Source organism: Escherichia sp. MOD1-EC5990, assembly GCF_002965285.1.
GTDB lineage: Bacteria > Pseudomonadota > Gammaproteobacteria > Enterobacterales > Enterobacteriaceae > Escherichia > Escherichia coli_F.
Window position 1 is genome coordinate 64157 of record NZ_PTRV01000020.1, and the last position, 26018, is coordinate 90174.

Genomic DNA, 26018 nt, shown 5'->3' on the forward strand with positions numbered 1-26018 from the left:
AACAAAAAGTTTAAAAAATGTCCTGCAATATACTTAAGGTCATTACAGGACAATGCAAAAAGGGGAGGCATTGCGCCTCCCGTTAAAACAATTAACCGCGTAGCTGTACCACGCCGTCTTTCACTCGTGCCTCGTAATGCTTGACGGAAAACTGTTCATCTTCCATGCATAAACCGTCGCTTAAGCGAAAACGCTGTTTTTTCAGCGGACTGGCGACCCACAGCTCGCCCTGGTGTTCCGCAATCAGCCCGCGTGACAGCACGCTGGATTCGAAGAACGGATCGATGTTGCTGATCGCAAACACCTGGTCGCTGTGATACGGGCGGAAAATCGCTACCTGCTCGTCACCTAACAGCGCGCAGACGCCGGTTTCAGGCAGGATGTCATCAATTTTGCAGATGTCTTTCCACTGGCTCATGCGTTGTCCTCCACCAGAGTTACCGGGATACGTTCATACGGCGTTGCCGGACGGTGCTGTTCGCGCTCTGGCACCATCTGCACGTTCGGGTCACGCTTATCGCTGTTGATGAAGTGTTTGAAGCGAGTCTGCGCAGACGGCGTATTGACCGTTTCAGTCCACTCACACACTACCGCTTCACGCAGGCGCGCCATCTCTTCTTCCAGATGTGCGTTCAGCCCCAGCTTGTCGTCAATGATCACCGCTTTCAGGTAATCGATGCCGCCTTCGAGGTTTTCTAACCACGGTGCGGTACGCGTCAGTTTGTCGGCAGTACGGATGTAGAACATCATGAAGCGGTCAAGATATTTGATCAGCGTTTCGCGATCGATATCCGCTGCCAGCAGATCCGCATGACGCGGTTTCATGCCGCCGTTACCGCACACATACAGGTTCCAGCCTTTTTCAGTGGCGATAATACCCACATCTTTACCCTGAGCTTCTGAACATTCACGGGTACAGCCGGAGACACCGAACTTCATTTTGTGCGGCGTACGGATGCCTTTGTAGCGGTTTTCCAGTTCCACGCCGAGGCCGACGCTGTCGCCAACGCCGTAGCGGCACCAGGTGCTACCCACGCAGGTTTTCGCCATACGCAGTGCTTTCGCATACGCATGACCGGTTTCGAAACCTGCTTCAATCAGCTGACGCCAGATCTCCGGCAGATCGTCTTTCTGTGCGCCAAACATCGCCAGACGCTGGGAGCCGGTGATTTTGGTGTAGAGATTAAATTCACGCGCGATACGACCCACTGCCATCAGCCCTTCTGGGGTGATTTCACCACCCGGAGAACGCGGGATCACCGAGTAGGTGCCGTCTTTCTGGATGTTAGCGAGGAAGTTGTCGTTAGAATCCTGCAGCGGAGTATGTTCCGGCTTCAGAATGTATTCGTTCCAGCAGGAGGCCAGCAGCGAACCGACGGTCGGTTTACAAACCTCACAACCGTAGCCTTTACCGTGTTTCGCCAGCAGTTCTTCGAAGGTTTTAATGCCTTCAACGCGGATCAAATGGAACAGTTCCTGACGCGAATAAGCAAAGTGTTCGCACAGGTTATTGTTAACTTCGATACCCTGTTTTGCCAGTTCCGCGTTCAGTACCTGAGTGACCAGCGGGATACAGCCACCGCAGCCAGTACCCGCTTTGGTTTCGGCTTTCAGCGCCGCAACGGTGTGGCAGCCTTTGTTGATGGCAGCAATCAGATCGCCTTTGGTGACGTCGAAGCAGGAGCAGATTTGCGCGCTGTCCGGCAGTTTATCAACACCGATAGACGGCTTGCCGCTACCTGAGTGCGCCGGCAGGATCAGGGAATCCGGGTTTTCCGGCAGTTCGATTGCGTTCAGCACCAGTTGCAGCAGGTTACCGTAGTCGCTGGTATCACCCACCAGTACTGCACCGAGCAGGGTTTTGTTGTCTTCGCTGACAATCAGGCGTTTGTAGATCTCTTTACTTTCGTCGAGGTAAACGTAGCTACGTGCGCCAGGCGTGCGACCGTGAGCATCGCCAATACCGCCTACGTCTACGCCCAGCAATTTCAGCTTGGCGCTAAGGTCAGCACCTTCAAAGGCGTTTTCGCTACCGAGAATATGGTCAACGGCGACCTGCGCCATTTTGTAGCCAGGTGCTACCAGACCAAATACACGGTTGTTCCAGCTTGCGCATTCGCCGATGGCGTAGATATCTGGATCGGAAGTCTGGCAGGAATCATTAATGACGATACCCCCACGCGGAGCAACGTCCAGACCACACTGAGTTGCCAGCTTATCGCGCGGACGGATACCGGTAGAGAAGACGATAAAGTCGACTTCCAGTTCGCTGCCGTCGGCAAAACGCATGGTTTTACGCGCTTCAACACCTTCCTGCACAATCTCAAGGGTGTTTTTGCTGGTGTGAACGCGCACGCCCATACTTTCGATTTTGCGACGCAGCTGCTCGCCACCCATCTGATCAAGCTGTTCCGCCATCAGCATAGGGGCAAATTCGATAACGTGGGTTTCAATGCCTAAGTTTTTCAGCGCGCCAGCGGCTTCCAGACCTAACAGGCCGCCGCCAACAACGGCACCGCGCTTACTGCGACGGGCGCAGGATTCAATGGCGTTGAGGTCTTCAATGGTGCGATAGACAAAGCAGTCCTGAGTATCAGAACCTTTGATTGGCGGGATCCACGGATAGGAACCGGTCGCCATGATCAGCTTGTCATAAAAAACGGTACGTCCGGCGCTGGAGTGAATCACCTTCTCCTGACGGTTGATGGTGATAGCGCGTTCGCCGACCAGAACTTTAATACCGTGTTTCTCGTAGAAGCCTTCGCGCACCAGCGACAGCTCTTCGGCGGTGTGGTGAGAGAAGTAAGACGAGAGGTGTACGCGGTCATAAGCGATGCGCGGTTCTTCACAGAAAACGGTAATATCAAAGTTGGCCGCATCAGATTTATCAAGAAGATCTTCGATAAAGCGATGGCCGACCATACCGTTACCGATAATTGCGAGTCTGACTTTGCTCATTTTTGCCTCGATTTCTTTTCTATTACCGCTTACCTTAACGATTCAGCAACCCCGCTTATTGATGTAAATCAAATTCACCTTTATATACTCCTTAAGGGGTATATTGCTGATTTGTATAAATTTTCTTAAGTCACGGAATTGTCTGACATTTCATTCGTGTGCAAAAAATAGACAAAATGAAAGGGTTTATAGAAATAGACGTACGTAGCGGGGTAAGTGAGGAAAAGGCCGGACGACGATAGCGCCGCCCGGCATGAGCAATTAATGAGAGGTCAGGGTGTTATGCTGACGGTGACGGCTGACGAAACCTAACAGGAAGCACATCACAAAGACGACAGCGTACAGACCGTTTGCCGTCAGCAGCGCCGCCTTTGGACCGCTATGTTCAACAATCGGGCCGGTAACGACAAAGGTCAGCATGGTACCGATGGTCCCGCAGGTCAGGACAAAGTTAACCAGTTTTGGTGACGGTACTTTGGTTTGCTGTGAACCCAGGGTGATGATGGTGGTATAGATCGCGCTGGAGAAGAAGCCCAGGGCGAGAATTGACCACGCCATATGTGCCGGTGTTCCGGTGTTAAAGACGTACATCAGAATCGCAGCCAGACCGGCCAGTACGGTCAGAATACGTTGCAAATCAAAGAAGCGAAGAATAAAGCTGAACGCCCACATGCCGACCATATATGACATCCAGAAGTTACTCACCAGCGTACCTGCGTCGTTCAGGCTCATGCCCAGGCCTTTGGCATACTCTGGTACCCAGGAGATAAAACCTAACTGACCGAGGATGTAGCACAGCGCTGCAATTGAGAGAAACAGTACGCCGATGCCCCATTTTTCTTTCGCTACTGGAGCATCCGTTTTTGGCGCATGTTTGCCCAGTGCCGGAAACTCACAGCCGAAGGTCAGAATAAAAATAGCGACGTAAACCAGCCCGATGCAGGCATAAACCCAGTACCACTCAATGCTGCGCGCCAGCAGAAACGCGGCGATCATTGGGAAAATCATCCCTGCCATACTGAAGAAGGAGTCGGTAAATAACAGGCGAGAACCGCGCTGACGCCCTTCATACATTTGTGTTATCAGGAATGTACCAATCGACATGGTGATGCCGCTGACCACCCCGAGAATGAACATCGCTGCCGAGAAAAGCGCCAGGCTATGGCTGAACATCAAACCGGCAACCGCCAGCACCATCAGGAGAAAGCCAAAACGTAACTGCGTTTTCAACGGGACGATTTCCATCAGCCAGGCATTGAGGAAGATAGAGATTAAAATGCCAGCATTGAGGAAGGTGAAGGTGTTACTCATACTGGAAACAGGCAGATTGAAATAATCGGCGATATTTCCCATCACCATCCCGGTGACAATAACCAACGCACCCGTCAGTGCGTAGGAGAGAAAGCTAATCCATGTGAGCTTGATGCGATTGCTGTTAGTCATGATTGGCCTGCGTTCAAAAATAAAATGGCATAGCGGGATATGCCGCGAGCGGGCGATTTTAGGTGATTTTGTGATCTGTTTAAATGTTTTATTGCAATCGGTTGCTAAATTGCATTTTAAGGGTGATTTTGATCACGGAATAAAAAGTGATCGTCAGGTTACATATATTTCAGATACGTAAAATTAGGTAAAGGGATGGCCTTGTTCTTGAAGGCTATTTAGAATCTCTTCACTTGCTTTTTTTCTGCTCTGTTTGTTAAGGAAATCTCATGTTCAAATCGACCCTGGCGGCGATGGCTGCTGTTTTCGCTCTTTCTGCTCTTTCTCCCGCAGCAATGGCAGCGAAAGGGGACCCGCACGTATTGTTGACAACCTCAGCTGGTAACATCGAACTGGAGCTGGATAAACAAAAAGCGCCAGTATCTGTGCAAAACTTTGTCGATTATGTGAACAGCGGTTTTTATAACAACACCACCTTTCACCGCGTCATTCCTGGCTTTATGATTCAGGGCGGCGGTTTCACCGAGCAGATGCAGCAGAAAAAACCAAACCCGCCAATCAAAAATGAAGCCGATAACGGCCTGCGCAACACGCGTGGCACCATCGCGATGGCGCGTACCGCTGACAAAGACAGCGCCACCAGCCAGTTCTTTATCAACGTTGCCGATAACGCCTTCCTTGACCATGGTCAGCGTGATTTCGGTTACGCGGTATTTGGTAAAGTGGTGAAAGGCATGGACGTTGCCGATAAGATTTCCCAGGTGCCGACTCATGATGTCGGTCCGTACCAGAATGTGCCGTCAAAACCGGTAGTTATCCTCTCCGCTAAAGTCCTGCCGTAATGATTTCTCGCGCGGGCAATCTTGCCCGCGCTTCTGCTCTCCCGGCGTAACCCGGATTTGCCGCTTATACTTGTGGCAAATGGACACGTTCAGGGAGGCATCAAGTGAAGAAACTCACCGATAAGCAAAAGTCCCGTCTCTGGGAGCTTCAGCGTAATCGTAATTTCCAGGCCAGTCGCCGTCTTGAAGGCGTCGAGATGCCTTTAGTTACTCTTACTGCCGCAGAGGCTTTAGCGCGCCTTGAAGAGCTGAGGAGGCACTATGAGCGATAAATTCGGCGAAGGGCGCGATCCGTATCTTTATCCTGGCCTTGATATCATGCGTAACCGGCTGAACATCCGCCAGCAACAGCGGCTGGAACAGGCCGCTTACGAAATGACGGCGCTGCGTGCTGCGACCATTGAGCTTGGTCCGCTGGTGCGCGGTTTACCGCATTTGCGCACTCTCCATCGCCAGCTGTATCAGGATATTTTCGACTGGGCGGGGCAACTGCGTGAAGTTGATATTTATCAGGGCGATACGCCGTTCTGCCACTTTGCTTATATCGAAAAAGAGGGCAATGCCCTGATGCAGGATCTGGAGGAAGAAGGGTATCTGGTTGGCCTGGGGAAAACGAAGTTCGTCGAGCGGCTGGCGCACTACTATTGTGAAATCAACGTCCTGCATCCCTTCCGAGCGGGAAGTGGTCTGGCACAGCGGATCTTCTTCGAGCAACTGGCGATTCATGCCGGATATCAACTGAGCTGGCAGGGTATCGAAAAAGAGGCCTGGAATCAGGCAAATCAGAGTGGGGCAATGGGGGATCTCACTGCGCTGCAGACGATATTTAGCAAAGTGGTAAGCGAAGCCGGGGAATCTGAGTAAAATAGCGCGGTTCTTTCGTACCGGAGCCGCCATGATCCTGCTTATTGATAACTACGATTCTTTCACCTGGAACCTCTACCAGTACTTTTGTGAACTGGGGGCCGACGTGTTGGTTAAGCGCAACGATGCGTTAACGCTGGCGGATATCGACACACTCAAACCGCAGAAAATTGTTATCTCACCTGGACCCTGTACGCCGGACGACGCAGGGATCTCCCTTGACGTTATTCGCCACTACGCCGGGAGTTTGCCGATTCTTGGTGTCTGCCTCGGTCATCAGGCAATGGCGCAGGCATTTGGCGGCAAAGTTGTGCGCGCAGCAAAGGTCATGCACGGCAAAACCTCGCCGATCACACATAACGGTGAGGGCGTATTTAAGGGGCTGGCAAATCCACTCACCGTGACACGCTACCATTCGCTGGTGGTGGAGCCTGACTCATTACCGGAGTGCTTTGAAGTGACGGCCTGGAGCGAAACCCGCGAGATTATGGGGATTCGCCATCGCCAGTGGGATCTGGAAGGCGTGCAGTTCCATCCAGAAAGTATTCTCAGCGAACAAGGACATCAACTGCTGGCTAATTTCCTGGAACGCTGATTTCTGATTGCTATTCAGTGATTTTTTATGCATATTTTGTGATTATAATTTCACATTGAGTTATGCGTAACAGGGTGATCATGAGATGGCAATTGAACAAACAGCAATTACACGCGCGACTTTCGATGAAGTGATCCTGCCGATTTATGCTCCGGCAGAGTTTATTCCGGTAAAAGGTCTGGGCAGCAGAATCTGGGATCAGCAAGGCAAGGAGTATGTCGATTTCGCGGGTGGCATTGCAGTTACGGCGTTGGGCCATTGCCATCCTGCGCTGGTGAACGCGTTAAAAACCCAGGGCGAAACTCTGTGGCATATCAGTAACGTTTTTACCAATGAACCGGCGCTGCGTCTTGGTCGTAAACTGATTGAGGCAACGTTTGCCGAACGCGTGGTGTTTATGAACTCCGGCACGGAAGCTAACGAAACAGCCTTTAAACTGGCACGCCATTACGCCTGTGTGCGTCATAGCCCGTTCAAAACCAAAATTATCGCCTTCCATAACGCTTTTCATGGTCGTTCGCTGTTTACCGTCTCGGTGGGCGGGCAGCCAAAATATTCCGACGGCTTTGGGCCAAAACCGGCAGACATCATCCACGTTCCCTTTAATGATCTCCACGCAGTGAAAGCGGTGATGGATGATCATACCTGTGCGGTGGTGGTTGAACCGATTCAGGGCGAGGGCGGCGTGACGGCTGCGACGCCAGAGTTTTTGCAGGGCTTGCGCGAACTCTGTGATGAGCATCAGGCATTATTGGTGTTTGATGAAGTGCAGTGCGGGATGGGGCGGACCGGCGATCTGTTTGCTTACATGCATTACGGCGTGACGCCGGATATTCTGACCTCCGCCAAAGCGTTAGGTGGCGGCTTCCCGATTAGCGCCATGCTGACTACGGCGGAGATTGCTTCTGCGTTTCATCCTGGTTCTCACGGTTCCACCTACGGCGGTAATCCACTGGCCTGTGCAGTAGCTGGCGCGGCGTTTGATATCATCAATACCCCTGAAGTGCTGGAAGGCATTCACGCGAAACGCCAGCGTTTTGTGGACCATTTGCAGAAGATCGATCAGCAGTACGATGTGTTTAGCGATATTCGCGGTATGGGGCTGTTGATTGGCGCAGAGCTGAAACCACAGTACAAAGGTCGGGCGCGTGATTTCCTGTATGCGGGTGCCGAGGCAGGCGTAATGGTGCTGAATGCCGGGCCTGATGTGATGCGTTTTGCGCCGTCGCTGGTGGTGGAAGATGCGGATATCGATGAAGGGATGCATCGTTTCGCCCACGCGGTGGCGAAGGTGATTGGGGCGTAAATAAGACGCGTCAGCGTCGCATCAGGCAAAAGATGTCGGATGCGGCGTGAACGCCTTATCCGATGGTTTAGCCTGTATTACGCCTTCGAATCCCGCAACTTGCGACTCAGCCAAATCCCATGATGCGGTCGCTGACGCCATGCCATCGACGAAATGGTGTGCATGGTGTTCAGATGACCAATAACCCGCTGTAAATGCTGCTCCAGTGTGCCTGCTGCACCTTCGTGCGGCTGCATCTCCGGCGCATCCATGATATTGGCATCGCCAGAACTACCTGGTTCGTCATACTCCAGTCGCTGCTGACAACGCTGAATGGCGATTTCACAAGACTGTAAATACTCTTGTGCCAGTTCAGGTGGCAATGCCCGGTGTTCCCGCGCCAGCGTGGTCATGGCATTAATATGCTCAACAATAAACTGGCTGTGCGTCACCCACAGTTTCATATCTGCCAGATAATGGCTGTTGAATGCCGGTTCCTGCATCGCCTGATTCAATGAGTTATACAGAGTGTTATGCGCCTGATTCACCCGCATTCGCTGCCAGGCCAGTGGCGTTGGTTGCGGATCCTCGCTCAGAATCAAACGAATCGCTTCCTGATAGGCTTCTAAAGCATCATGGGCGTTTTTACGCAATAACCCGCTCTGCCACTGCGGCCACAGCCAGACAGTTCCGCCGAAAGCAATCAAACAACCAATAATGGTGTCGATAAGACGCGGAAGAATGTACTGCTCACCGTTCAGCCACAACAGTTGCAGGGTATATACTGCGGTAATGGTAAAACCGACCGTCGCCCAGCCGTAGTTTTTGCGCAATATCAGGTAGCTGGCGAGGGTGGTAATCAGCATCAAGGTCAGGGTGTAACCTTCGGGAATTTTAAAGTGCAGGGCAACGCCCGCAATGATTAACCCGACCACGGTTCCCACAGAACGATTCACAATTCGCAGGCGAGTCGCGCCGTAACCATTTTGCGTCACCAGCAATACCGTCATCAGGATCCAGTACGACTTCGGCAGATGCAGCGCGGTACCCATCAGGCTGGCAACACTTAACATCACACTCAGTCGTCCAGCATTGCGTAGCGCCGGAGATTTCAGTGACAGATAACTTTTCAGTGCCGGCAGTAACGGCATTCGCCGCTGTTTATCGGCCAGTAAATCACGGGCATAGAGCGGTTTTTGGGTGCGTAGTACACGAGCGATGCGGCTGAAGTGCCAATAGCAGAATTGCCCAACAGGATTATCCGGATGCTGGCGGGCGATTTTTTCCAGTGCGCCAATTTGCTTTTCCATCGTAAAACGCGTCGGCAGGCGATGGTAAAGAATGTCATCAGCCAGCACGCGCAGGCGAGCGGCGACGGTTTGCGCATTCCAGCGGATAACTTCTTCCGCATGGCTACGCTCGACCAGCTTTTGCACCTCTTCCGGCTGATGCAAACTGACCGAAATATGTTCCTGCAAATCCAGCGCCTCCTGGAAAATACGCAGCATCCGCTTGTAATCGGTATTATTTTGCGCGGAAAGCATATGCATTTGCTGATAGCACTGAGTAATTAAATCGACCGCTTTTTGCTGGCGCACCAGCAGCGGCGGCAGCGCTTTTTCAGGGGCGGTGTGCTGGGTAAGCAGGCTGTATTTGGCTTCACAATAATCTGCCAGTTCACGGTACAGCAGACTTAGTGACTCGCGTAGCGGTTGTTCGCGCCAGATCCAGAACCAAAACCAGTTAAACAATCCGTACCAGAGAGTGCCCAGCGCATAGATGAGCAACGGTTCCCAGACTGGCATGTATCCCGCCAGACTGAGGGTAAAAATGGCGGCGAGCAGCGATGCGGGAAGCAATTTTGCGTGCAATGGCCCCAGCTCAGCAGTGACACCAAGCACCAGCGTTAATCCGGTCAGCAAAAAGGGCAGGGGAACATCTTTTGCCAGTAGTAGCTGTGTCAGCAAGCTACAGGTGGCAAACAGTGACGCACCAATGATTAAGCGTTTGAAAAAACGTTTATGAGGCGTATCAAGGCCCGCAATATTGCAACAGGCTGGAACGAGGGAGAAGAGCAGACCGAATCGTAATTCGCCAAGCATTAACCCAACGGCCACGGGCAAACATAGCACTAGCGTTTGTCGTAGTGCATAGTTGATATCGGGGTGATAAATCAGTCTGCGCCACATCGGGGGAAACAAAATGGCGCGCTACCAGGTAACGCGCCACTCCGACGGGATTAACGAGTGCCGTAAACGACGATGGTTTTACCGTGTGCGGAGATCAGGTTCTGATCTTCCAGCATCTTCAGAATGCGTCCCACGGTTTCACGAGAACAGCCGACAATCTGACCAATTTCCTGACGGGTAATTTTGATTTGCATACCGTCCGGGTGAGTCATAGCATCCGGTTGTTTTGCCAGGTTCAGCAGAGTCTGTGCAATGCGGCCCGTCACGTCGAGGAACGCCAGGTTGCCCACTTTCTCTGAAGTGACTTGCAGACGACGCGCCATCTGTGCAGACAGACGCATCAGAATGTCCGGGTTTACCTGAATCAATTGGCGAAATTTTTTGTACGAAATTTCAGCCACTTCACAGGCGGTTTTCGCACGTACCCATGCGCTACGTTCCTGGCCCTCTTCAAACAGGCCCAGTTCGCCAATAAAATCACCCTGATTCAGATAGGAGAGGATCATTTCTTTACCCTCTTCGTCTTTGATCAGCACTGCCACAGAGCCTTTAACGATGTAGTACAGCGTTTCCGCTTTTTCACCCTGGTGAATAAGCGTGCTCTTGGATGGGTACTTATGAATGTGGCAATGAGACAAGAACCATTCGAGAGTCGGGTCTGTTTGCGGTTTGCCAAGCACCATGCGCGGTTATCCTCTGTTATAAGCTTTCTCCAGAGCCAGAAAACGCCGCTGTCTCTGGATTGCCGAAATTGTGCTTCCCGCTACCTGGGAAGGGGCTATCAACTGTACTGCACGGTAATGTGACGTCCTTTGCATACATGCAGTACATCAATGTATTACTGTAGCATCCTGACTGTTTTAGCATAGCTTTCGCTTTGTGTCTCCTGGTGTCTCGCTTCAGCATGACCCAGGTCGCCTTCCGTTGCGCGATTTGGTTAGTACGCGTACTCTGTCAGGAAAATTGACGCAGTGGAGTAGCAAAAATGCAAGCGCGAGTGAAGTGGGTCGAAGGGTTAACTTTTCTGGGCGAGTCTGCCTCTGGTCACCAGATTTTAATGGACGGCAACTCAGGCGATAAAGCGCCAAGTCCGATGGAAATGGTGTTGATGGCGGCGGGGGGCTGTAGCGCCATCGATGTGGTTTCTATCCTGCAAAAGGGGCGTCAGGATGTGGTCGATTGTGAAGTAAAACTGACCTCTGAACGCCGCGAAGAGGCACCACGCCTGTTTACGCACATTAATCTGCATTTTATCGTCACCGGTCGCGACCTGAAAGACGCAGCAGTTGCGCGTGCGGTTGATCTCTCTGCCGAGAAATATTGCTCAGTAGCGTTAATGCTGGAAAAAGCGGTAAATATTACTCACTCGTATGAAGTGGTTGCCGCGTGATTTGATGTCAGGAGTACGATGCCGGATAATTGTTTATCCGGCATATTAGCAGAGTTACTCGATTTTCTTCCCTTCCATCAATCGCTGTACCAGCGGCAGCATAATTAACTCCATTGCCAGACCCATTTTGCCGCCCGGTACCACTAATGTATTGATGTGGGAAATGAATGAGCCCTGTAACATCGCCAGCAGCCAGGGGAAATCGATCCCTTCCAGATTACGAAAATGGATCACCACAAAGCTTTCATCCAGTGATGGAATGCCCTTTGCCGCGAACGGGTTTGAGGTGTCGACAGTGGGAACGCGCTGGAAGTTAAGATGGGTGCGGGAAAACTGCGGCGTGATGTAGTTGATATAGTCTTCCATTGAACGCACTACTGAGTCCATCACCGCTTCTCGTGAGTGCCCGCGCTCGCTGGTGTCGCGGATCAGTTTTTGAATCCACTCCAGGTTAACGATAGGCACCACGCCAACCAGTAAATCCACATGTTGCGCAACGTTATGATGTGGTGTGACCACGCCGCCGTGTAGCCCTTCATAAAACAGTACATCAGTGGGTTCCGGTAAAGGTTGCCATGGGGTGAATGTCCCCGGCACCTGATTCCACGGTACGGCTTCGTCGTACGTATGCAGATATTTGCGTGATTTTCCTTTGCCGCTCTGACCGTATTCAATGAAGGTTTGTTCCAGCAGGCCGAAGTCGTTCGCTTCGGGGCCAAAGTAGCTGATATGCCGCCCGGCATCACGCGCCTTGCGGATCGCCATGTCCATTTCCGGGCGCGTGTAACGGTGAAAACTGTCGCCTTCCACCTCAGCTGCATGCAGATTTAACTGCGCGAATATTTTACGAAACGCGAGACTGGTGGTGGTGGTCCCCGCGCCGCTGGATCCTGTTACCGCAATGACCGGATGTTTGGCAGACATAGTAACTCCATGACTTAGCTATCATTATTATCTCGTCCGCCGACGGCTGCAGGTTATTCGCGAAACTGACTGCGCGGCATGATATTGACCGTTTCGTGCAGCTCCGACCATACCAGCACCGCTTCTCCGCACTGTAGCTGGCGTTTGACGTCGGCGACTTTCTGTTCAAGTGTACGCTCATGTTCACCATAATCGGTGCCTTCGCGTAACACAAAACTTTCAATTAAATTTTCCAGCGTTTCGGGGGAGAGTTCTTGCCACGGAATCAACATGATTTCGCCTCCAGATACGTTGTTAACCAGTCAGGAATGCGTGACTCCAGCCACATTTGCGGATGAAATAATGTACCGCCAAGAAAGCCAACATGACCACCATGTTCAGTCAGTTGATACTCCACCTGCGGGGGGAGATTTTCCGGTTTCGGGATCACCTGATGATCCATAAACGGATCGTCTTTGGCGTGAATAATCAGTGTCGGTTTGGCGATCTGGTTCAGCATCGGCATGGCGCTACACTGACGATAATAGTCGATAGCGTCAGCGTAGCCGTGAATTCTGGCGGTGATCAGATCGTCAAATTCACGGATGCGACGTACCGATTTTAACTGTGCGAGATTAATCGGCAGCGTACCGGGATAGGCTGCCAGTTTGCGCGCAGCATTGGCTTTTAACAGGTTCAGCAAGTAACGCTGATAAACGCGGGAAAAGCCCTTTTCCATATGATAACTACAGGATTCCAGCATAAATGGCGCGGAGACAATTACCGCTGCATCAATCGGGAGGTTATTACCTTCTTTTGCCAGCAAACAGGCGAGCATATTACCGCCGAGCGAATAGCCGACGGCAGCCGTTGGCGCATGTCCAAATTCGCGCTGCAGCCAGCGTAAAAACCAGCTGGCGTCTTCGGTTTCGCCCGAATGGTAAATGCGGTGCATACGGTTTGGTTCACCGCTGCATCCGCGAAAATGCATCACCACGCCCAGCCAGCCGCGTTTTTGCGCCGCCTCGACCAGACCGTGGGCGTAAGGGCTATTGAGGCTGCCCTCCAGCCCGTGAAACACCACTAAACGCGGTTTCTGTTTCGCCTGGGCAGGGTCTTCACTCCATGCGAGATCGACAAAATCGCCGTCGGGCAACTCCAGTCGCTGCCAGTGCGGGGTGAATTTCACCTTGCGACGAAACAGACGCGGCAGCATGGTTTGCAGATGACAATTGCTAAAGCCGCGCATAGGGGTGAATTCAGCACTGCTGCTGAATTCATTGGCATCGGTCGTCGTTATCTGCGCCATCAGTTGCTTTGGCCTTCCAGCAGCATCTGCTCAAGCTGCTCCTGGGCTTCCAGCCACGCCATTTCGCACTCTTCCAGGCCGGATTTGGCGCTGGCTTGCTGTTGCAGGCAGGCGGTCAACTCCGCTTTACGGCTTTGATCGTACAGTTCGCTGTCGCCGAGTTTCTCTTCCGCCTGCGCCAGTTGCGCGTTCAGCTTCTCCATCTCTTTTTCCAGACGGGCGATTTCTTTACGCAGTGGCTGGGTTTGCGCACGCAGCTCCGCTTCCCGACGCTTCTGGTCTTTACGTGCCTGGGCGCTGTTCGCGTTCTCTTTTGGCGCGTCGTCGGTCTGGTTTTCCTGCTTTTGAACGTCGCTCAACCACTGTTGATAATCTTCCAGATCGCCGTCGAACGGTTCGACTTTACGATCGTGAACCAGATAGAGATCGTCAGTGGTGGAACGCAACAAATGGCGGTCGTGCGAAACGACAACCAATGCGCCTTCAAACTCGATCAACGCTTCAGTCAGTGCCTGGCGCATGTCGAGGTCAAGGTGGTTAGTCGGTTCGTCGAGCAGCAGTAGATTCGGACGCTGCCAGACGATTAATGCCAGCACCAGGCGGGCTTTTTCCCCACCGGAGAAACGGCGCGTTTCTTCCGTCACTTTATCGCCCTGGAAACCAAAGCCGCCGAGGTAATCACGCAGTTTTTGTTCTAGTTCCTGCGGTGCTAAACGTGCCAGATGTTGAATAGGCGATTCGTCGGCGCGCAGGTATTCAAGTTGATGCTGGGCGAAGTAGCCGAGCTTGATCCCTTTCGCCAGACCAATTTCACCGCTGACTGGCGCAAGTTCGCCGGCTAACAGTTTGATTAATGTCGATTTACCCGCGCCATTGCGGCCTAACAGACCAATGCGCGAACCCGGCACCAGATTCAGTTTAATCGAGTCGAGAATAATGCGATCGCCATAACCTGCGCTGACCTTTTCCATTTTCAACAACGGATTAGGCAGGCTTTCCGGCGCGCGGAAGCTAAAACGGAACGGGTTGTCGACGTGCGCTGGGGCAATCAACTCCATACGCTCGAGCATCTTAATACGGCTCTGAGCCTGCTTCGCTTTGGTGGCTTTGGCACGGAAACGGTCGATATAACTTTGCAGATGTGCCACGCGCTCTTGCTGGCTTTCATACATCGCCTGTTGCTGTGCCAGACGGGTAGCACGCTGCACTTCAAACGAGCTGTAGTTGCCGGTGTACTCGAACATGTTTTGCTGTTCGATATGAATAATTTTATCAACGATCGGATCGAGGAAGTCGCGGTCGTGGGAGATCAGGATCAGCGTGCCCTGATAGCTCTTCAGCCATTTTTCCAGCCAGATAACAGCATCGAGATCGAGGTGGTTAGTTGGTTCGTCGAGCAGCAGCAAGTCTGAACGGCAAATCAGCGCCTGGGCGAGGTTGAGACGCATACGCCAGCCACCGGAGAAATCACTTACCGGGCGCTCCAGTTGTTCATTGCTGAAACCGAGGCCGTGCAGCAGGCTGGCGGCGCGGGAGCGAATACTCCATGCGTCAATAGCATCCAGCTTGCCATGAATGGTCGCAATGGCGTGCCCGTCGTTACGTTCGTTGGCGTCGTGTAGCTGCGCTTCCAGTTGACGATATTCACGGTCGCCGTCAATGACATATTCCAGCGCCGCTTGAGGTAGCGCTGGTGTTTCCTGATTCACCCACGCCAGTTGCCAGCTTCCTGGAAAGGTGTAGCTGCCGCCGTCGGCGCTGATTTCATTTTTCAGCAATGCCAGCAGGGTAGATTTACCACAGCCGTTTTTACCCACCAGGCCGACTTTCTGCCCGGGGTTGATGGTGGCGGTGGCATTATCCAGCAGGACGCGCACGCCGCGACGAATTTGTAACGAGGAGAAAACAATCATAAGGCGCCGTATGTTCAGACTATGTTAACTTATCATTATGATAATGTAATGTATGGGCGAGCTGCCGCACCGGGCGCAATGGTAGCCCAAAACAGCGACTATACACAAAAACCATACCGGGAGGGGGATGATGTCTCAGCCAGCGAAAGTTTTGCTGCTGTATGCCCATCCGGAATCTCAGGACTCGGTGGCAAACCGGGTACTGCTTAAACCGGCCACGCAGCTCAGCAATGTTACCGTGCACGACCTTTATGCGCACTATCCCGATTTTTTTATTGATATCCCCCGTGAGCAGGCATTACTGCGCGAGCACGAGGTGATTGTCTTTCAGCACCCTCTTTATACCTATAGCTGCCCGGCGCTACTGAAAGAGTGGCTGGACCGGGTATTAAGCCGTGGTTTTGCCAGCGGACCGGGGGGAAACCAACTGGCGGCAAAGTACTGGCGTAGCGTGATTACCACCGGCGAGCCGGAAAGTGCTTACCGTTATGACGCGTTGAATCGCTACCCGATGAGTGATGTTCTGCGCCCCTTTGAACTGGCGGCGGGGATGTGCCGGATGCATTGGTTAAGCCCCATCATTATTTACTGGGCGAGACGGCAAAGCGCACAGGAGCTGGCAAGTCACGCCAGAGCCTACGGTGACTGGCTGGCAAATCCGCTGTCTCCGGGAGGCCGCTGATGGAAGGTTCTGATTTTTTACTCGCAGGAGTGCTGTTTCTCTTCGCGGCGGTGGCTGCGGTGCCATTGGCATCGCGGCTGGGTATTGGCGCGGTGTTGGGATATTTGCTGGCAGGGATTGCAATTGGCCCGTGGGGGCTGGGGTTTATTAGCGACGTCGATGAGATCCTCCACTTTTCGGAACTCGGCGTAGTATTCCTGATGTTTATCATCGGGCTGGAGTTGAATCCTTCCAAGCTTTGGCAATTGCGACGCTCGATTTTTGGCGTAGGCGCGGCGCAGGTGCTGTTAAGTGCGGCGTTGCTGGCGGGATTATTGATGCTGACGGATTTCGCCTGGCAGGCGGCGGTGGTCGGTGGCATTGGCCTTGCGATGTCTTCCACTGCAATGGCGTTGCAACTGATGCGTGAGAAAGGGATGAATCGCAGCGAATCTGGACAGCTAGGTTTTTCGGTTTTGCTTTTTCAGGATCTGGCGGTGATCCCCGCGCTGGCGTTAGTACCGCTGCTGGCGGGTTCGGCAGACGAACATTTCGACTGGATGAAGATCGGCATGAAGGTGCTGGCGTTTGTCGGCATGCTGATTGGGGGGCGCTATTTACTGCGTCCGGTATTCCGTTTTATTGCTGCTTCTGGCGTGCGGGAAGTGTTCACTGCCGCGACGCTGCTGCTGGTGTTGGGTTCCGCATTGTTTATGGATGCGCTGGGGCTGTCGATGGCGCTCGGTACGTTTATTGCGGGCGTGCTGCTGGCGGAAAGTGAATATCGCCATGAACTGGAAACGGCTATCGATCCCTTCAAAGGCTTGCTGCTCGGTTTGTTCTTTATCTCTGTCGGCATGTCGCTCAATCTCGGGGTGCTTTATACCCATCTGTTGTGGGTAGTGATAAGCGTGGTTGTGCTGGTGGCGGTGAAAATTCTCGTGCTGTATCTGCTGGCGCGATTGTATGGCGTGCGTAGCTCTGAGCGGATGCAGTTTGCTGGCGTGTTGAGTCAGGGCGGTGAGTTTGCCTTTGTCCTCTTTTCTACCGCTTCTTCACAACGCTTATTCCAGGGCGACCAGATGGCGCTATTGCTGGTGACGGTGACGCTTTCCATGATGACCACGCCGCTGCTGATGAAGCTGGTGGATAAATGGCTATCCCGCCAGTTTAACGGACCGGAAGAAGAAGACGAAAAACCGTGGGTCAACGATGATAAACCCCAGGTCATAGTCGTGGGCTTCGGACGTTTTGGGCAGGTGATTGGTCGTTTGTTGATGGCAAATAAAATGCGCATTACCGTGCTGGAGCGGGATATCAGCGCCGTTAACCTGATGCGCAAATATGGCTACAAAGTTTATTACGGCGACGCCACGCAGGTAGATCTTTTACGTTCTGCGGGTGCAGAGGCCGCTGAGTCTATCGTCATTACCTGTAACGAGCCGGAAGACACCATGAAGCTGGTGGAAATATGCCAACAGCACTTTCCGCATTTACATATTCTTGCGCGAGCGCGCGGACGTGTGGAGGCGCATGAGTTATTACAGGCAGGGGTGACGCAGTTTTCTCGTGAAACATTCTCCAGTGCGTTAGAGCTGGGGCGCAAGACGCTGGTCACGCTTGGCATGCATCCACATCAGGCGCAGCGGGCGCAACTGCATTTTCGCCGCCTGGATATGCGGATGTTGCGGGAGCTCATACCAATGCATGCCGATACCGTACAAATTTCTCGCGCCAGGGAAGCCCGACGCGAACTGGAAGAGATTTTCCAGCGTGAAATGCAACAAGAACGACGCCAGCTGGACGGCTGGGATGAATTTGAGTAGAGGGTAAAGATGGCAATCCGAAAACGTTTTATTGCGGGCGCAAAATGCCCGGCCTGTCAGGCGCAGGATTCAATGGCGATGTGGCGCGAAAATAATATTGATATTGTTGAATGTGTTAAGTGCGGACATCAGATGCGAGAAGCAGACAAAGAAGCCCGCGATCACGTTCGCAAAGATGAGCAAGTGATCGGGATTTTTCATCCGGACTAGCGATATGCGCCGAGATTTTTTAAGCTAGTGAGTACACGGCTGCAGAATTCCGCTACAATCTGCGCCACTATTCTTCCCATGCTCAGGAGATATCATGAAAGTAGCAAAAGACCTGGTGGTCAGCCTGGCCTATCAGGTACGTACAGAAGACGGTGTGTTGGTTGATGAGTCTCCGGTGAGTGCGCCGCTGGACTACCTGCATGGTCACGGTTCCCTGATCTCTGGCCTGGAAACGGCGCTGGAAGGTCATGAAGTTGGCGACAAATTTGATGTCGCTGTTGGTGCGAACGACGCTTATGGTCAGTACGACGAAAACCTGGTGCAACGCGTTCCTAAAGACGTATTTATGGGCGTTGATGAACTGCAGGTTGGTATGCGTTTCCTGGCTGAAACCGACCAGGGTCCGGTACCGGTTGAAATCACTGCGGTTGAAGACGATCACGTCGTGGTTGATGGTAACCACATGCTGGCCGGTCAGAACCTGAAATTCAACGTTGAAGTTGTGGCGATTCGCGAAGCGACTGAAGAAGAGCTGGCTCATGGCCACGTTCACGGTGCGCACGATCATCACCACGATCACGACCACGACGGTTGCTGCGGTGGTCATGGCCACGATCACGGTCATGAACACGGTGGCGAAGGCTGCTGCGGCGGTAAAGGTAACGGCGGTTGCGGTTGCCACTAATACCGAAAAAGTGACAAAAAAGCGGGGAATCCCCGCTTTTTTTACGCCTCAATAATGTGGCGGTGGCGTTTCTTCAGCCTGCGACGCGATGTTCGACGGCTGGCTGGCTTTTAGCTTCTCGGTCAGCAGACGCAGATGATCGCGCAGTTTCGCCATCTCCATTTCATGAGCGGTCACCGTGACGTTCAGTTCTTCAATGGTGATTTCCTGAAAAGCCAGTCGGCTCTCCAGCTCTGTCAGGCGTGCTTCCAATGATAAATCCTGCATGATTCACCTCTTTTGTCGAATGGTCGCCGCGGATTCTACTTAACTTTGCTGCCCGAGACAGCACTCATTTCGCGGTCATCGAAACTAATTTAAACAAAAAGAGTCTGAAAATAGATGATAATAGGGCGTGTCTGTATGTAGATTTGTTCGACAACGCTTTATAGTACCCTTCTGATAATAGTTAACCCTGGGGTGAGATGCCCCGATCCTGGAGATATGGATGAAATCACTGTTTAAAGTAACGCTGCTGGCGACCACAATGGCCGTTGCCCTGCATGCACCAATCACTTTTGCTGCTGAAGCTGCAAAACCTGCGACAACTGCTGACAGCAAAGCAGCGTTCAAAAATGACGATCAGAAATCAGCTTATGCGCTGGGTGCTTCGCTGGGTCGTTACATGGAAAACTCTCTAAAAGAACAAGAAAAACTGGGCATCAAACTGGATAAAGATCAGCTGATCGCGGGTGTTCAGGATGCATTTGCTGATAAGAGCAAACTCTCCGATCAAGAGATCGAACAGACTCTGCAAGCGTTCGAAGCACGCGTGAAGTCTTCTGCTCAGGCGAAGATGGAAAAAGACGCGGCAGATAACGAAGCGAAAGGTAAAGAGTACCGCGAGAAATTTGCCAAAGAGAAAGGTGTGAAAACCTCTTCAACTGGTCTGGTTTATCAGGTAGTAGAAGCCGGTAAAGGCGAAGCACCGAAAGACAGCGATACTGTTGTCGTGAACTACAAGGGTACGCTGATCGACGGTAAAGAGTTCGACAACTCTTACACCCGTGGTGAACCGCTCTCTTTCCGTCTGGACGGTGTTATTCCGGGTTGGACAGAAGGTCTGAAGAACATCAAGAAAGGCGGTAAGATCAAACTGGTTATTCCACCAGAACTGGCTTACGGCAAAGCGGGTGTTCCGGGGATCCCACCGAATTCTACCCTGGTGTTTGACGTAGAGCTGCTGGATGTGAAACCAGCGCCGAAGGCTGATGCAAAGCCGGAAGCTGATGCGAAAGCCGCAGATTCTGCTAAAAAATAAGCATTAAGAACCGCCGCCTGACCAGGCGGCGGTTTTTTTATTACAGGCCGGATATAATTAGTGCTGGAAAGCGGAACCTCCGCTGTATTAATTTAGTTACCCGCATCATTAATGAGCCTGCCCTGAAAAGTTAACGACAGGCTCCTGAAAAGGAGTGTTTTTTTTCATGTCCAGGTCGCTTTTAACCAACGAAACCAGTGAGTTGGATTTACTGGATCAACGTCCTTTCGACCAGACCGATTTTGATATTCTGAAATCCTACGAAGCGGTGGTGGACGGGTTAGCGATGCTTATTGGCTCCCACTGTGAAATCGTTTTGCACTCTTTGCAGGATCTAAAATGTTCAGCCATACGCATTGCTAACGGTGAACATACAGGCCGGAAGATTGGTTCGCCAATTACCGACCTGGCGCTACGTATGCTGCACGATATGACGGGAGCGGATAGCAGCGTTTCTAAATGCTACTTTACTCGCGCCAAAAGCGGCGTATTAATGAAGTCCCTGACTATCGCGATTCGTAACCGCGAACAGCGTGTAATTGGTCTGCTGTGCATCAATATGAATCTTGATGTTCCCTTCTCGCAGATTATGAGCACTTTTGTGCCGCCAGAAACCCCGGATGTCGGTTCAAGCGTCAACTTTGCCTCTTCTGTTGAAGATCTGGTTACCCAAACGCTGGAGTTCACCATCGAAGAAGTGAATGCCGATCGCAATGTTTCTAATAACGCCAAAAATCGTCAGATCGTGCTGAATCTCTACGAGAAAGGGATCTTCGATATTAAAGATGCGATCAACCAGGTTGCTGACCGTCTGAACATCTCCAAACATACTGTCTATCTCTACATCCGCCAGTTCAAGAGCGGTGATTTCCAGGGGCAAGATAAGTAATGCGTTTTGCCATCGTGGTGACCGGACCAGCATACGGTACGCAACAGGCGAGTAGTGCTTTTCAGTTTGCGCAGGCGCTGATAGCTGAAGGCCATGAGTTAAGCAGCGTCTTTTTCTATCGGGAAGGGGTCTATAACGCTAACCAATTGACCTCACCGGCAAGCGACGAATTTGACCTTGTGCGTGGCTGGCAACAGTTGAATACGCAACATGGTGTGGCGCTGAATATCTGCGTAGCGGCAGCATTACGCCGTGGTGTTGTTGATGAAACGGAGGCCGGAAGACTGGGGCTGGCTTCGTCAAACCTTCAGCCGGGATTTACCTTAAGTGGACTTGGCGCGCTGGCAGAAGCCTCGCTGACCTGTGACAGGGTGGTACAGTTCTGATGAAACGAATTGCGTTTGTTTTTTCTACTGCACCTCATGGTACCGCTGCAGGTCGGGAAGGTTTAGATGCTTTACTGGCAACTTCCGCATTAACTGACGATCTGGCTGTCTTCTTTATTGCTGATGGCGTTTTTCAGCTGCTGCCAGGACAAAAGCCCGATGCAGTGCTGGCGCGTGATTACATTGCCACTTTTAAATTGTTGGGTCTGTACGACATTGAACAGTGCTGGGTTTGTGCGGCTTCACTGCGCGAACGCGGGTTAGATCCGCAGACCCCCTTTGTTGTCGAAGCCACGCCGCTCGAAGCAGATGCCTTACGCCGCGAACTCGCCAACTACGATGTTATTTTGAGGTTTTGAGGCGTTTATGCTGCACACATTACATCGTTCACCCTGGCTGACGGATTTTGCTGCGCTGTTGCGTCTACTCAGTGAAGGCGACGAACTGCTATTATTGCAAGATGGTGTAACTGCCGCAGTTGACGGTAACCGCTACCTTGAAAGTCTGCGTAATGCCCCCATTAAGGTCTATGCCCTGAACGAAGACCTTATTGCCCGCGGTTTGACTGGTCAAATTTCGAACGACATCATTCCCATTGACTATACTGATTTCGTCAGACTTACGGTTAAGCACTCCAGCCAGATGGCCTGGTGATGGCGGGATCGTTGTATATTTCTTGACACCTTTTCGGCATCGCCCTAAAATTCGGCGTCCTCATATTGTGTGAGGACGTTTTATTACGTGTTTACGAAGCAAAAGCTAAAACCAGGAGCTATTTAATGGCAACAGTTAACCAGCTGGTACGCAAACCACGTGCTCGCAAAGTTGCGAAAAGCAACGTGCCTGCGCTGGAAGCATGCCCGCAAAAACGTGGCGTATGTACTCGTGTATATACTACCACTCCTAAAAAACCGAACTCCGCGCTGCGTAAAGTATGCCGTGTTCGTCTGACTAACGGTTTCGAAGTGACTTCCTACATCGGTGGTGAAGGTCACAACCTGCAGGAGCACTCCGTGATCCTGATCCGTGGTGGTCGTGTTAAAGACCTCCCGGGTGTTCGTTACCACACCGTACGTGGTGCGCTTGACTGCTCCGGCGTTAAAGACCGTAAGCAGGCTCGTTCCAAGTATGGCGTGAAGCGTCCTAAGGCTTAATGGTTCTCCGTTAAGTAAGGCCAAACGTTTTAACTTAAATGTCAAACTAAACTCGTAGAGTTTTGGACAATCCTGAATTAACAACGGAGTATTTCCATGCCACGTCGTCGCGTCATTGGTCAGCGTAAAATTCTGCCGGATCCGAAGTTCGGATCAGAACTGCTGGCTAAATTTGTAAATATCCTGATGGTAGATGGTAAAAAATCTACTGCCGAATCTATCGTATACAGCGCGCTGGAGACCCTGGCTCAGCGTTCTGGTAAATCTGAACTGGAAGCATTCGAAGTAGCTCTCGAAAACGTGCGCCCGACTGTAGAAGTTAAGTCTCGCCGCGTTGGTGGTTCTACTTATCAGGTACCAGTTGAAGTCCGTCCGGTTCGTCGTAATGCTCTGGCAATGCGTTGGATCGTTGAAGCTGCTCGTAAACGCGGTGATAAATCCATGGCTCTGCGCCTGGCGAACGAACTTTCTGATGCTGCAGAAAACAAAGGTACTGCAGTTAAGAAACGTGAAGACGTTCACCGTATGGCCGAAGCCAACAAGGCGTTCGCACACTACCGTTGGTAATCCCTTCGGAGTTTTAGTCACCAGGCGGGCGCTTCCAGTAAGCAGCCCGCTTTGGGTTACTTAAATTGAACGCCTAAAAGATAAACGAGGAAACAAATGGCTCGTACAACACCCATCGCACGCTACCGTAACATCGGTATCAGTGCGCACATCGACGCCGGTAAAACCACTACTACCGAACGTATTCTGTTCTACACCGGTGTAAACCATAAAATCGGTGAAGTTCATGACGGCGCTGCAACCATGGACTGGATGGAGCAGGAGCAGGAACGTGGTATTACCATCACTTCCGCTGCGACTACTGCATTCTGGTCTGGTATGGCTAAGCAGTATGAGCCGCATCGCATCAACATCATCGACACCCCGGGGCACGTTGACTTCACAATCGAAGTAGAACGTTCCATGCGTGTTCTCGATGGTGCGGTAATGGTTTACTGCGCAGTTGGTGGTGTTCAGCCGCAGTCTGAAACCGTATGGCGTCAGGCAAACAAATATAAAGTTCCGCGCATTGCGTTCGTTAACAAAATGGACCGCATGGGTGCGAACTTCCTGAAAGTTGTTAACCAGATCAAAACCCGTCTGGGCGCGAACCCGGTTCCGCTGCAGCTGGCGATTGGTGCTGAAGAACATTTCACCGGTGTTGTTGACCTGGTGAAAATGAAAGCTATCAACTGGAACGATGCTGACCAGGGCGTAACCTTCGAATACGAAGATATCCCGGCAGACATGGTTGAACTGGCTAACGAATGGCACCAGAACCTGATCGAATCCGCAGCTGAAGCTTCTGAAGAGCTGATGGAAAAATACCTGGGTGGTGAAGAACTGACTGAAGAAGAGATTAAAGGTGCTCTGCGTCAGCGCGTTCTGAACAACGAAATCATCCTGGTAACCTGTGGTTCTGCGTTCAAGAACAAAGGTGTTCAGGCGATGCTGGATGCGGTAATTGATTACCTGCCATCCCCGGTTGACGTACCTGCGATCAACGGTATCCTGGACGACGGTAAAGATACTCCGGCTGAACGTCACGCAAGTGATGACGAGCCGTTCTCTGCTCTGGCGTTCAAAATCGCTACCGACCCGTTTGTTGGTAACCTGACCTTCTTCCGTGTTTACTCCGGTGTGGTTAACTCTGGTGATACCGTACTGAACTCCGTGAAAGCTGCACGTGAGCGTTTCGGTCGTATCGTTCAGATGCACGCTAACAAACGTGAAGAGATCAAAGAAGTTCGCGCGGGCGACATCGCTGCTGCTATCGGTCTGAAAGACGTAACCACGGGTGACACCCTGTGTGACCCGGATGCGCCGATCATTCTGGAACGTATGGAATTCCCTGAGCCGGTAATCTCCATCGCAGTTGAACCGAAAACCAAAGCTGACCAGGAAAAAATGGGTCTGGCTCTGGGCCGTCTGGCTAAAGAAGACCCGTCTTTCCGTGTATGGACTGACGAAGAATCTAACCAGACCATCATCGCGGGTATGGGCGAACTGCACCTCGACATCATCGTTGACCGTATGAAGCGTGAATTCAACGTTGAAGCGAACGTAGGTAAACCGCAGGTTGCTTACCGTGAAACTATCCGCCAGAAAGTTACCGATGTTGAAGGTAAACACGCGAAACAGTCTGGTGGTCGTGGTCAGTATGGTCATGTTGTTATCGACATGTACCCGCTGGAGCCGGGTTCAAACCCGAAAGGCTACGAGTTCATCAACGACATTAAAGGTGGTGTAATCCCTGGCGAATACATCCCGGCCGTTGATAAAGGTATCCAGGAACAGCTGAAAGCAGGTCCGCTGGCAGGCTACCCGGTAGTAGACATGGGTATTCGTCTGCACTTCGGTTCTTACCATGACGTTGACTCCTCTGAACTGGCGTTTAAACTGGCTGCTTCTATCGCCTTTAAAGAAGGCTTTAAGAAAGCGAAACCAGTTCTGCTTGAGCCGATCATGAAGGTTGAAGTAGAAACTCCGGAAGAGAACACCGGTGACGTTATCGGTGACTTGAGCCGTCGTCGTGGTATGCTCAAAGGTCAGGAATCTGAAGTTACTGGCGTTAAGATCCACGCTGAAGTACCGCTGTCTGAAATGTTCGGATATGCAACTCAGCTGCGTTCTTTGACCAAAGGTCGTGCATCATACACCATGGAATTCCTGAAGTATGATGAAGCGCCGAGTAACGTTGCTCAGGCCGTAATTGAAGCCCGTGGTAAATAAGCCTAAGGGTTAATACCAAAGTCCCGTGCTCTCTCCTGAAGGGGAGAGCACTATAGTAAGGAATATAGCCGTGTCTAAAGAAAAATTTGAACGTACAAAACCGCACGTTAACGTTGGTACTATCGGCCACGTTGACCACGGTAAAACTACTCTGACCGCTGCAATCACCACCGTACTGGCTAAAACCTACGGCGGTGCTGCTCGTGCATTCGACCAGATCGATAACGCGCCGGAAGAAAAAGCTCGTGGTATCACCATCAACACTTCTCACGTTGAATATGACACCCCGACCCGTCACTACGCACACGTAGACTGCCCGGGGCACGCCGACTATGTTAAAAACATGATCACCGGTGCTGCTCAGATGGACGGCGCGATCCTGGTAGTTGCTGCGACTGACGGCCCGATGCCGCAGACTCGTGAGCACATCCTGCTGGG

At 51.9% G+C, this 26018-nt stretch carries 29 protein-coding genes; 19 read left to right on the top strand and 10 right to left on the bottom strand.

Features of this window, described 5'->3' with window-relative positions; translation table 11 throughout:
- Positions 1 to 91: 91 nt before the first annotated feature.
- From nirD to tsgA, 3 genes are all read right to left on the bottom strand, one after another.
- Positions 92 to 418 (bottom strand): nitrite reductase small subunit NirD, encoded by a 327-nt coding sequence (gene nirD, locus BEB42_RS19755; protein ID WP_000084764.1) that lies wholly within the window; start codon positions 416 to 418, stop codon positions 92 to 94.
- Entirely contained in the window at positions 415 to 2958 is a 2544-nt protein-coding gene (gene nirB, locus BEB42_RS19760; RefSeq protein WP_000049213.1) for an NADPH-nitrite reductase large subunit, read from the bottom strand. Before nirB ends, nirD begins: the two co-directional genes overlap by 4 nt.
- A 261-nt stretch (positions 2959 to 3219) precedes the next feature.
- A complete protein-coding gene (gene tsgA, locus BEB42_RS19765; protein ID WP_000185225.1) occupies positions 3220 to 4401 on the bottom strand; it encodes an MFS transporter TsgA in 1182 nt (393 codons plus the stop codon).
- Between the two features lie 269 nt (positions 4402 to 4670).
- Here tsgA and ppiA point away from each other — a divergent pair, with 269 nt between their 5' ends.
- The 5 genes from ppiA (at position 4671) to argD (ending at position 8008) form a co-directional block, all read left to right on the top strand.
- On the top strand, positions 4671 to 5243 hold the full coding sequence (ppiA, locus tag BEB42_RS19775; RefSeq protein WP_000477225.1) for a peptidylprolyl isomerase A: 573 nt from the start codon (positions 4671 to 4673) through the stop codon (positions 5241 to 5243).
- Positions 5244 to 5347: 104 nt separating this feature from the next.
- Positions 5348 to 5515 (top strand): YhfG family protein, encoded by a 168-nt coding sequence (locus BEB42_RS19780; RefSeq protein WP_000736860.1) that lies wholly within the window; start codon positions 5348 to 5350, stop codon positions 5513 to 5515.
- Complete coding sequence (locus BEB42_RS19785; protein ID WP_001280655.1) at positions 5505 to 6107, top strand: putative adenosine monophosphate-protein transferase Fic; 603 nt, start codon at positions 5505 to 5507, stop codon at positions 6105 to 6107. Before BEB42_RS19780 ends, BEB42_RS19785 begins: the two co-directional genes overlap by 11 nt.
- A gap of 31 nt (positions 6108 to 6138) precedes the next feature.
- A complete protein-coding gene (pabA, locus tag BEB42_RS19790; RefSeq protein ID WP_000601871.1) occupies positions 6139 to 6702 on the top strand; it encodes an aminodeoxychorismate synthase component 2 in 564 nt (187 codons plus the stop codon).
- A gap of 85 nt (positions 6703 to 6787) precedes the next feature.
- Positions 6788 to 8008 carry a bifunctional acetylornithine/succinyldiaminopimelate transaminase gene (gene argD, locus BEB42_RS19795; RefSeq protein WP_000963760.1) on the top strand — a complete coding sequence of 407 codons (1221 nt, stop codon included), beginning with the start codon at positions 6788 to 6790 and terminating at the stop codon, positions 8006 to 8008.
- Between the two features lie 77 nt (positions 8009 to 8085).
- Here the strand turns inward: argD and BEB42_RS19800 are convergent, their stop codons facing one another.
- Positions 8086 to 10176 carry a YccS/YhfK family putative transporter gene (locus BEB42_RS19800; protein ID WP_001353634.1) on the bottom strand — a complete coding sequence of 697 codons (2091 nt, stop codon included), beginning with the start codon at positions 10174 to 10176 and terminating at the stop codon, positions 8086 to 8088.
- A gap of 50 nt (positions 10177 to 10226) precedes the next feature.
- Complete coding sequence (gene crp / locus BEB42_RS19805) at positions 10227 to 10859, bottom strand: cAMP-activated global transcriptional regulator CRP (protein WP_000242755.1); 633 nt, start codon at positions 10857 to 10859, stop codon at positions 10227 to 10229.
- Positions 10860 to 11161: 302 nt separating this feature from the next.
- On the opposite strand from crp, the gene BEB42_RS19815 reads away from it, so the two are divergent.
- Positions 11162 to 11566 carry an OsmC family protein gene (locus BEB42_RS19815; protein ID WP_001148908.1) on the top strand — a complete coding sequence of 135 codons (405 nt, stop codon included), beginning with the start codon at positions 11162 to 11164 and terminating at the stop codon, positions 11564 to 11566.
- Between the two features lie 54 nt (positions 11567 to 11620).
- Here BEB42_RS19815 and BEB42_RS19820 read toward each other — a convergent pair whose 3' ends face one another.
- From BEB42_RS19820 to BEB42_RS19835, 4 genes are read right to left on the bottom strand one after another with little or no spacing between them, the layout of a single operon-like run.
- Positions 11621 to 12490 (bottom strand): phosphoribulokinase, encoded by an 870-nt coding sequence (locus BEB42_RS19820; protein ID WP_001274672.1) that lies wholly within the window; start codon positions 12488 to 12490, stop codon positions 11621 to 11623.
- 53 nt (positions 12491 to 12543) lie between these two features.
- Positions 12544 to 12762, bottom strand: a complete 219-nt coding sequence (locus tag BEB42_RS19825; protein ID WP_000907089.1) for a YheU family protein — start codon at positions 12760 to 12762, stop codon at positions 12544 to 12546.
- Positions 12756 to 13778, bottom strand: a complete 1023-nt coding sequence (locus tag BEB42_RS19830) for a hydrolase (protein WP_000057368.1) — start codon at positions 13776 to 13778, stop codon at positions 12756 to 12758. The genes BEB42_RS19825 and BEB42_RS19830 overlap by 7 nt, the downstream gene beginning before the upstream one ends.
- Entirely contained in the window at positions 13778 to 15691 is a 1914-nt protein-coding gene (locus BEB42_RS19835) for an ABC transporter ATP-binding protein (protein WP_000634783.1), read from the bottom strand. The genes BEB42_RS19830 and BEB42_RS19835 overlap by 1 nt, the downstream gene beginning before the upstream one ends.
- A 130-nt stretch (positions 15692 to 15821) precedes the next feature.
- Between BEB42_RS19835 and kefG the strand changes: the two genes are divergently transcribed.
- The 4 genes from kefG to slyD all read left to right on the top strand — a co-directional run bounded on the left by kefG (position 15822) and on the right by slyD (position 19073).
- Positions 15822 to 16373, top strand: coding sequence for a glutathione-regulated potassium-efflux system ancillary protein KefG (gene kefG / locus BEB42_RS19845; RefSeq protein ID WP_123058314.1), 552 nt, complete (start codon positions 15822 to 15824; stop codon positions 16371 to 16373).
- A complete protein-coding gene (kefB, locus tag BEB42_RS19850; RefSeq protein WP_000399122.1) occupies positions 16373 to 18178 on the top strand; it encodes a glutathione-regulated potassium-efflux system protein KefB in 1806 nt (601 codons plus the stop codon). The genes kefG and kefB overlap by 1 nt, the downstream gene beginning before the upstream one ends.
- Before the next feature lie 9 nt (positions 18179 to 18187).
- Positions 18188 to 18388, top strand: a complete 201-nt coding sequence (locus BEB42_RS19855; RefSeq protein WP_001007730.1) for a YheV family putative zinc ribbon protein — start codon at positions 18188 to 18190, stop codon at positions 18386 to 18388.
- Between the two features lie 94 nt (positions 18389 to 18482).
- Complete coding sequence (gene slyD / locus BEB42_RS19860) at positions 18483 to 19073, top strand: peptidylprolyl isomerase (protein WP_000861334.1); 591 nt, start codon at positions 18483 to 18485, stop codon at positions 19071 to 19073.
- A 48-nt stretch (positions 19074 to 19121) separates the two neighbouring features.
- Here slyD and BEB42_RS19865 read toward each other — a convergent pair whose 3' ends face one another.
- Positions 19122 to 19340, bottom strand: a complete 219-nt coding sequence (locus BEB42_RS19865; protein WP_001153617.1) for a protein SlyX — start codon at positions 19338 to 19340, stop codon at positions 19122 to 19124.
- 220 nt (positions 19341 to 19560) lie between these two features.
- Between BEB42_RS19865 and fkpA the strand changes: the two genes are divergently transcribed.
- From fkpA to BEB42_RS19910, 9 genes are all read left to right on the top strand, one after another.
- The gene (fkpA, locus tag BEB42_RS19870) at positions 19561 to 20373 is read left to right on the top strand and encodes an FKBP-type peptidyl-prolyl cis-trans isomerase (RefSeq protein ID WP_000838261.1); all 813 of its coding nucleotides are present in this window, start codon (positions 19561 to 19563) and stop codon (positions 20371 to 20373) included.
- Between the two features lie 166 nt (positions 20374 to 20539).
- Positions 20540 to 21262, top strand: coding sequence for a helix-turn-helix transcriptional regulator (locus BEB42_RS19875; RefSeq protein ID WP_000091466.1), 723 nt, complete (start codon positions 20540 to 20542; stop codon positions 21260 to 21262).
- Positions 21262 to 21648 (top strand): sulfurtransferase complex subunit TusD, encoded by a 387-nt coding sequence (gene tusD, locus BEB42_RS19880; RefSeq protein WP_001209697.1) that lies wholly within the window; start codon positions 21262 to 21264, stop codon positions 21646 to 21648. The genes BEB42_RS19875 and tusD overlap by 1 nt, the downstream gene beginning before the upstream one ends.
- Complete coding sequence (gene tusC, locus BEB42_RS19885; RefSeq protein WP_000820714.1) at positions 21648 to 22007, top strand: sulfurtransferase complex subunit TusC; 360 nt, start codon at positions 21648 to 21650, stop codon at positions 22005 to 22007. Before tusD ends, tusC begins: the two co-directional genes overlap by 1 nt.
- Before the next feature lie 7 nt (positions 22008 to 22014).
- Positions 22015 to 22302, top strand: a complete 288-nt coding sequence (tusB, locus tag BEB42_RS19890) for a sulfurtransferase complex subunit TusB (protein ID WP_000903377.1) — start codon at positions 22015 to 22017, stop codon at positions 22300 to 22302.
- 125 nt (positions 22303 to 22427) lie between these two features.
- On the top strand, positions 22428 to 22802 hold the full coding sequence (gene rpsL / locus BEB42_RS19895; RefSeq protein WP_000246815.1) for a 30S ribosomal protein S12: 375 nt from the start codon (positions 22428 to 22430) through the stop codon (positions 22800 to 22802).
- A 96-nt stretch (positions 22803 to 22898) separates the two neighbouring features.
- Positions 22899 to 23369 carry a 30S ribosomal protein S7 gene (gene rpsG / locus BEB42_RS19900; protein WP_001138043.1) on the top strand — a complete coding sequence of 157 codons (471 nt, stop codon included), beginning with the start codon at positions 22899 to 22901 and terminating at the stop codon, positions 23367 to 23369.
- A 96-nt stretch (positions 23370 to 23465) separates the two neighbouring features.
- Positions 23466 to 25580 carry an elongation factor G gene (gene fusA / locus BEB42_RS19905; RefSeq protein ID WP_000124703.1) on the top strand — a complete coding sequence of 705 codons (2115 nt, stop codon included), beginning with the start codon at positions 23466 to 23468 and terminating at the stop codon, positions 25578 to 25580.
- Positions 25581 to 25650: 70 nt separating this feature from the next.
- Positions 25651 to 26018 (top strand): GTP-binding protein (locus BEB42_RS19910; protein WP_002444880.1); only part of this gene is annotated, 368 nt, incomplete at its 3' end.

Coding starts and splice junctions, on each gene's coding strand:
- nirD (WP_000084764.1), bottom strand. CDS start 418: ATGAGCCAGTGGAAAGACATCTGCAAAATTGATGACATCCTGCCTGAA.
- nirB (WP_000049213.1), bottom strand. CDS start 2,958: ATGAGCAAAGTCAGACTCGCAATTATCGGTAACGGTATGGTCGGCCAT.
- tsgA (WP_000185225.1), bottom strand. CDS start 4,401: ATGACTAACAGCAATCGCATCAAGCTCACATGGATTAGCTTTCTCTCC.
- ppiA (WP_000477225.1), top strand. CDS start 4,671: ATGTTCAAATCGACCCTGGCGGCGATGGCTGCTGTTTTCGCTCTTTCT.
- BEB42_RS19785 (WP_001280655.1), top strand. CDS start 5,505: ATGAGCGATAAATTCGGCGAAGGGCGCGATCCGTATCTTTATCCTGGC.
- pabA (WP_000601871.1), top strand. CDS start 6,139: ATGATCCTGCTTATTGATAACTACGATTCTTTCACCTGGAACCTCTAC.
- argD (WP_000963760.1), top strand. CDS start 6,788: ATGGCAATTGAACAAACAGCAATTACACGCGCGACTTTCGATGAAGTG.
- BEB42_RS19800 (WP_001353634.1), bottom strand. CDS start 10,176: ATGTGGCGCAGACTGATTTATCACCCCGATATCAACTATGCACTACGA.
- crp (WP_000242755.1), bottom strand. CDS start 10,859: ATGGTGCTTGGCAAACCGCAAACAGACCCGACTCTCGAATGGTTCTTG.
- BEB42_RS19815 (WP_001148908.1), top strand. CDS start 11,162: ATGCAAGCGCGAGTGAAGTGGGTCGAAGGGTTAACTTTTCTGGGCGAG.
- BEB42_RS19820 (WP_001274672.1), bottom strand. CDS start 12,490: ATGTCTGCCAAACATCCGGTCATTGCGGTAACAGGATCCAGCGGCGCG.
- BEB42_RS19825 (WP_000907089.1), bottom strand. CDS start 12,762: ATGTTGATTCCGTGGCAAGAACTCTCCCCCGAAACGCTGGAAAATTTA.
- BEB42_RS19830 (WP_000057368.1), bottom strand. CDS start 13,778: ATGGCGCAGATAACGACGACCGATGCCAATGAATTCAGCAGCAGTGCT.
- BEB42_RS19835 (WP_000634783.1), bottom strand. CDS start 15,691: ATGATTGTTTTCTCCTCGTTACAAATTCGTCGCGGCGTGCGCGTCCTG.
- kefG (WP_123058314.1), top strand. CDS start 15,822: ATGTCTCAGCCAGCGAAAGTTTTGCTGCTGTATGCCCATCCGGAATCT.
- kefB (WP_000399122.1), top strand. CDS start 16,373: ATGGAAGGTTCTGATTTTTTACTCGCAGGAGTGCTGTTTCTCTTCGCG.
- BEB42_RS19855 (WP_001007730.1), top strand. CDS start 18,188: ATGGCAATCCGAAAACGTTTTATTGCGGGCGCAAAATGCCCGGCCTGT.
- slyD (WP_000861334.1), top strand. CDS start 18,483: ATGAAAGTAGCAAAAGACCTGGTGGTCAGCCTGGCCTATCAGGTACGT.
- BEB42_RS19865 (WP_001153617.1), bottom strand. CDS start 19,340: ATGCAGGATTTATCATTGGAAGCACGCCTGACAGAGCTGGAGAGCCGA.
- fkpA (WP_000838261.1), top strand. CDS start 19,561: ATGAAATCACTGTTTAAAGTAACGCTGCTGGCGACCACAATGGCCGTT.
- BEB42_RS19875 (WP_000091466.1), top strand. CDS start 20,540: ATGTCCAGGTCGCTTTTAACCAACGAAACCAGTGAGTTGGATTTACTG.
- tusD (WP_001209697.1), top strand. CDS start 21,262: ATGCGTTTTGCCATCGTGGTGACCGGACCAGCATACGGTACGCAACAG.
- tusC (WP_000820714.1), top strand. CDS start 21,648: ATGAAACGAATTGCGTTTGTTTTTTCTACTGCACCTCATGGTACCGCT.
- tusB (WP_000903377.1), top strand. CDS start 22,015: ATGCTGCACACATTACATCGTTCACCCTGGCTGACGGATTTTGCTGCG.
- rpsL (WP_000246815.1), top strand. CDS start 22,428: ATGGCAACAGTTAACCAGCTGGTACGCAAACCACGTGCTCGCAAAGTT.
- rpsG (WP_001138043.1), top strand. CDS start 22,899: ATGCCACGTCGTCGCGTCATTGGTCAGCGTAAAATTCTGCCGGATCCG.
- fusA (WP_000124703.1), top strand. CDS start 23,466: ATGGCTCGTACAACACCCATCGCACGCTACCGTAACATCGGTATCAGT.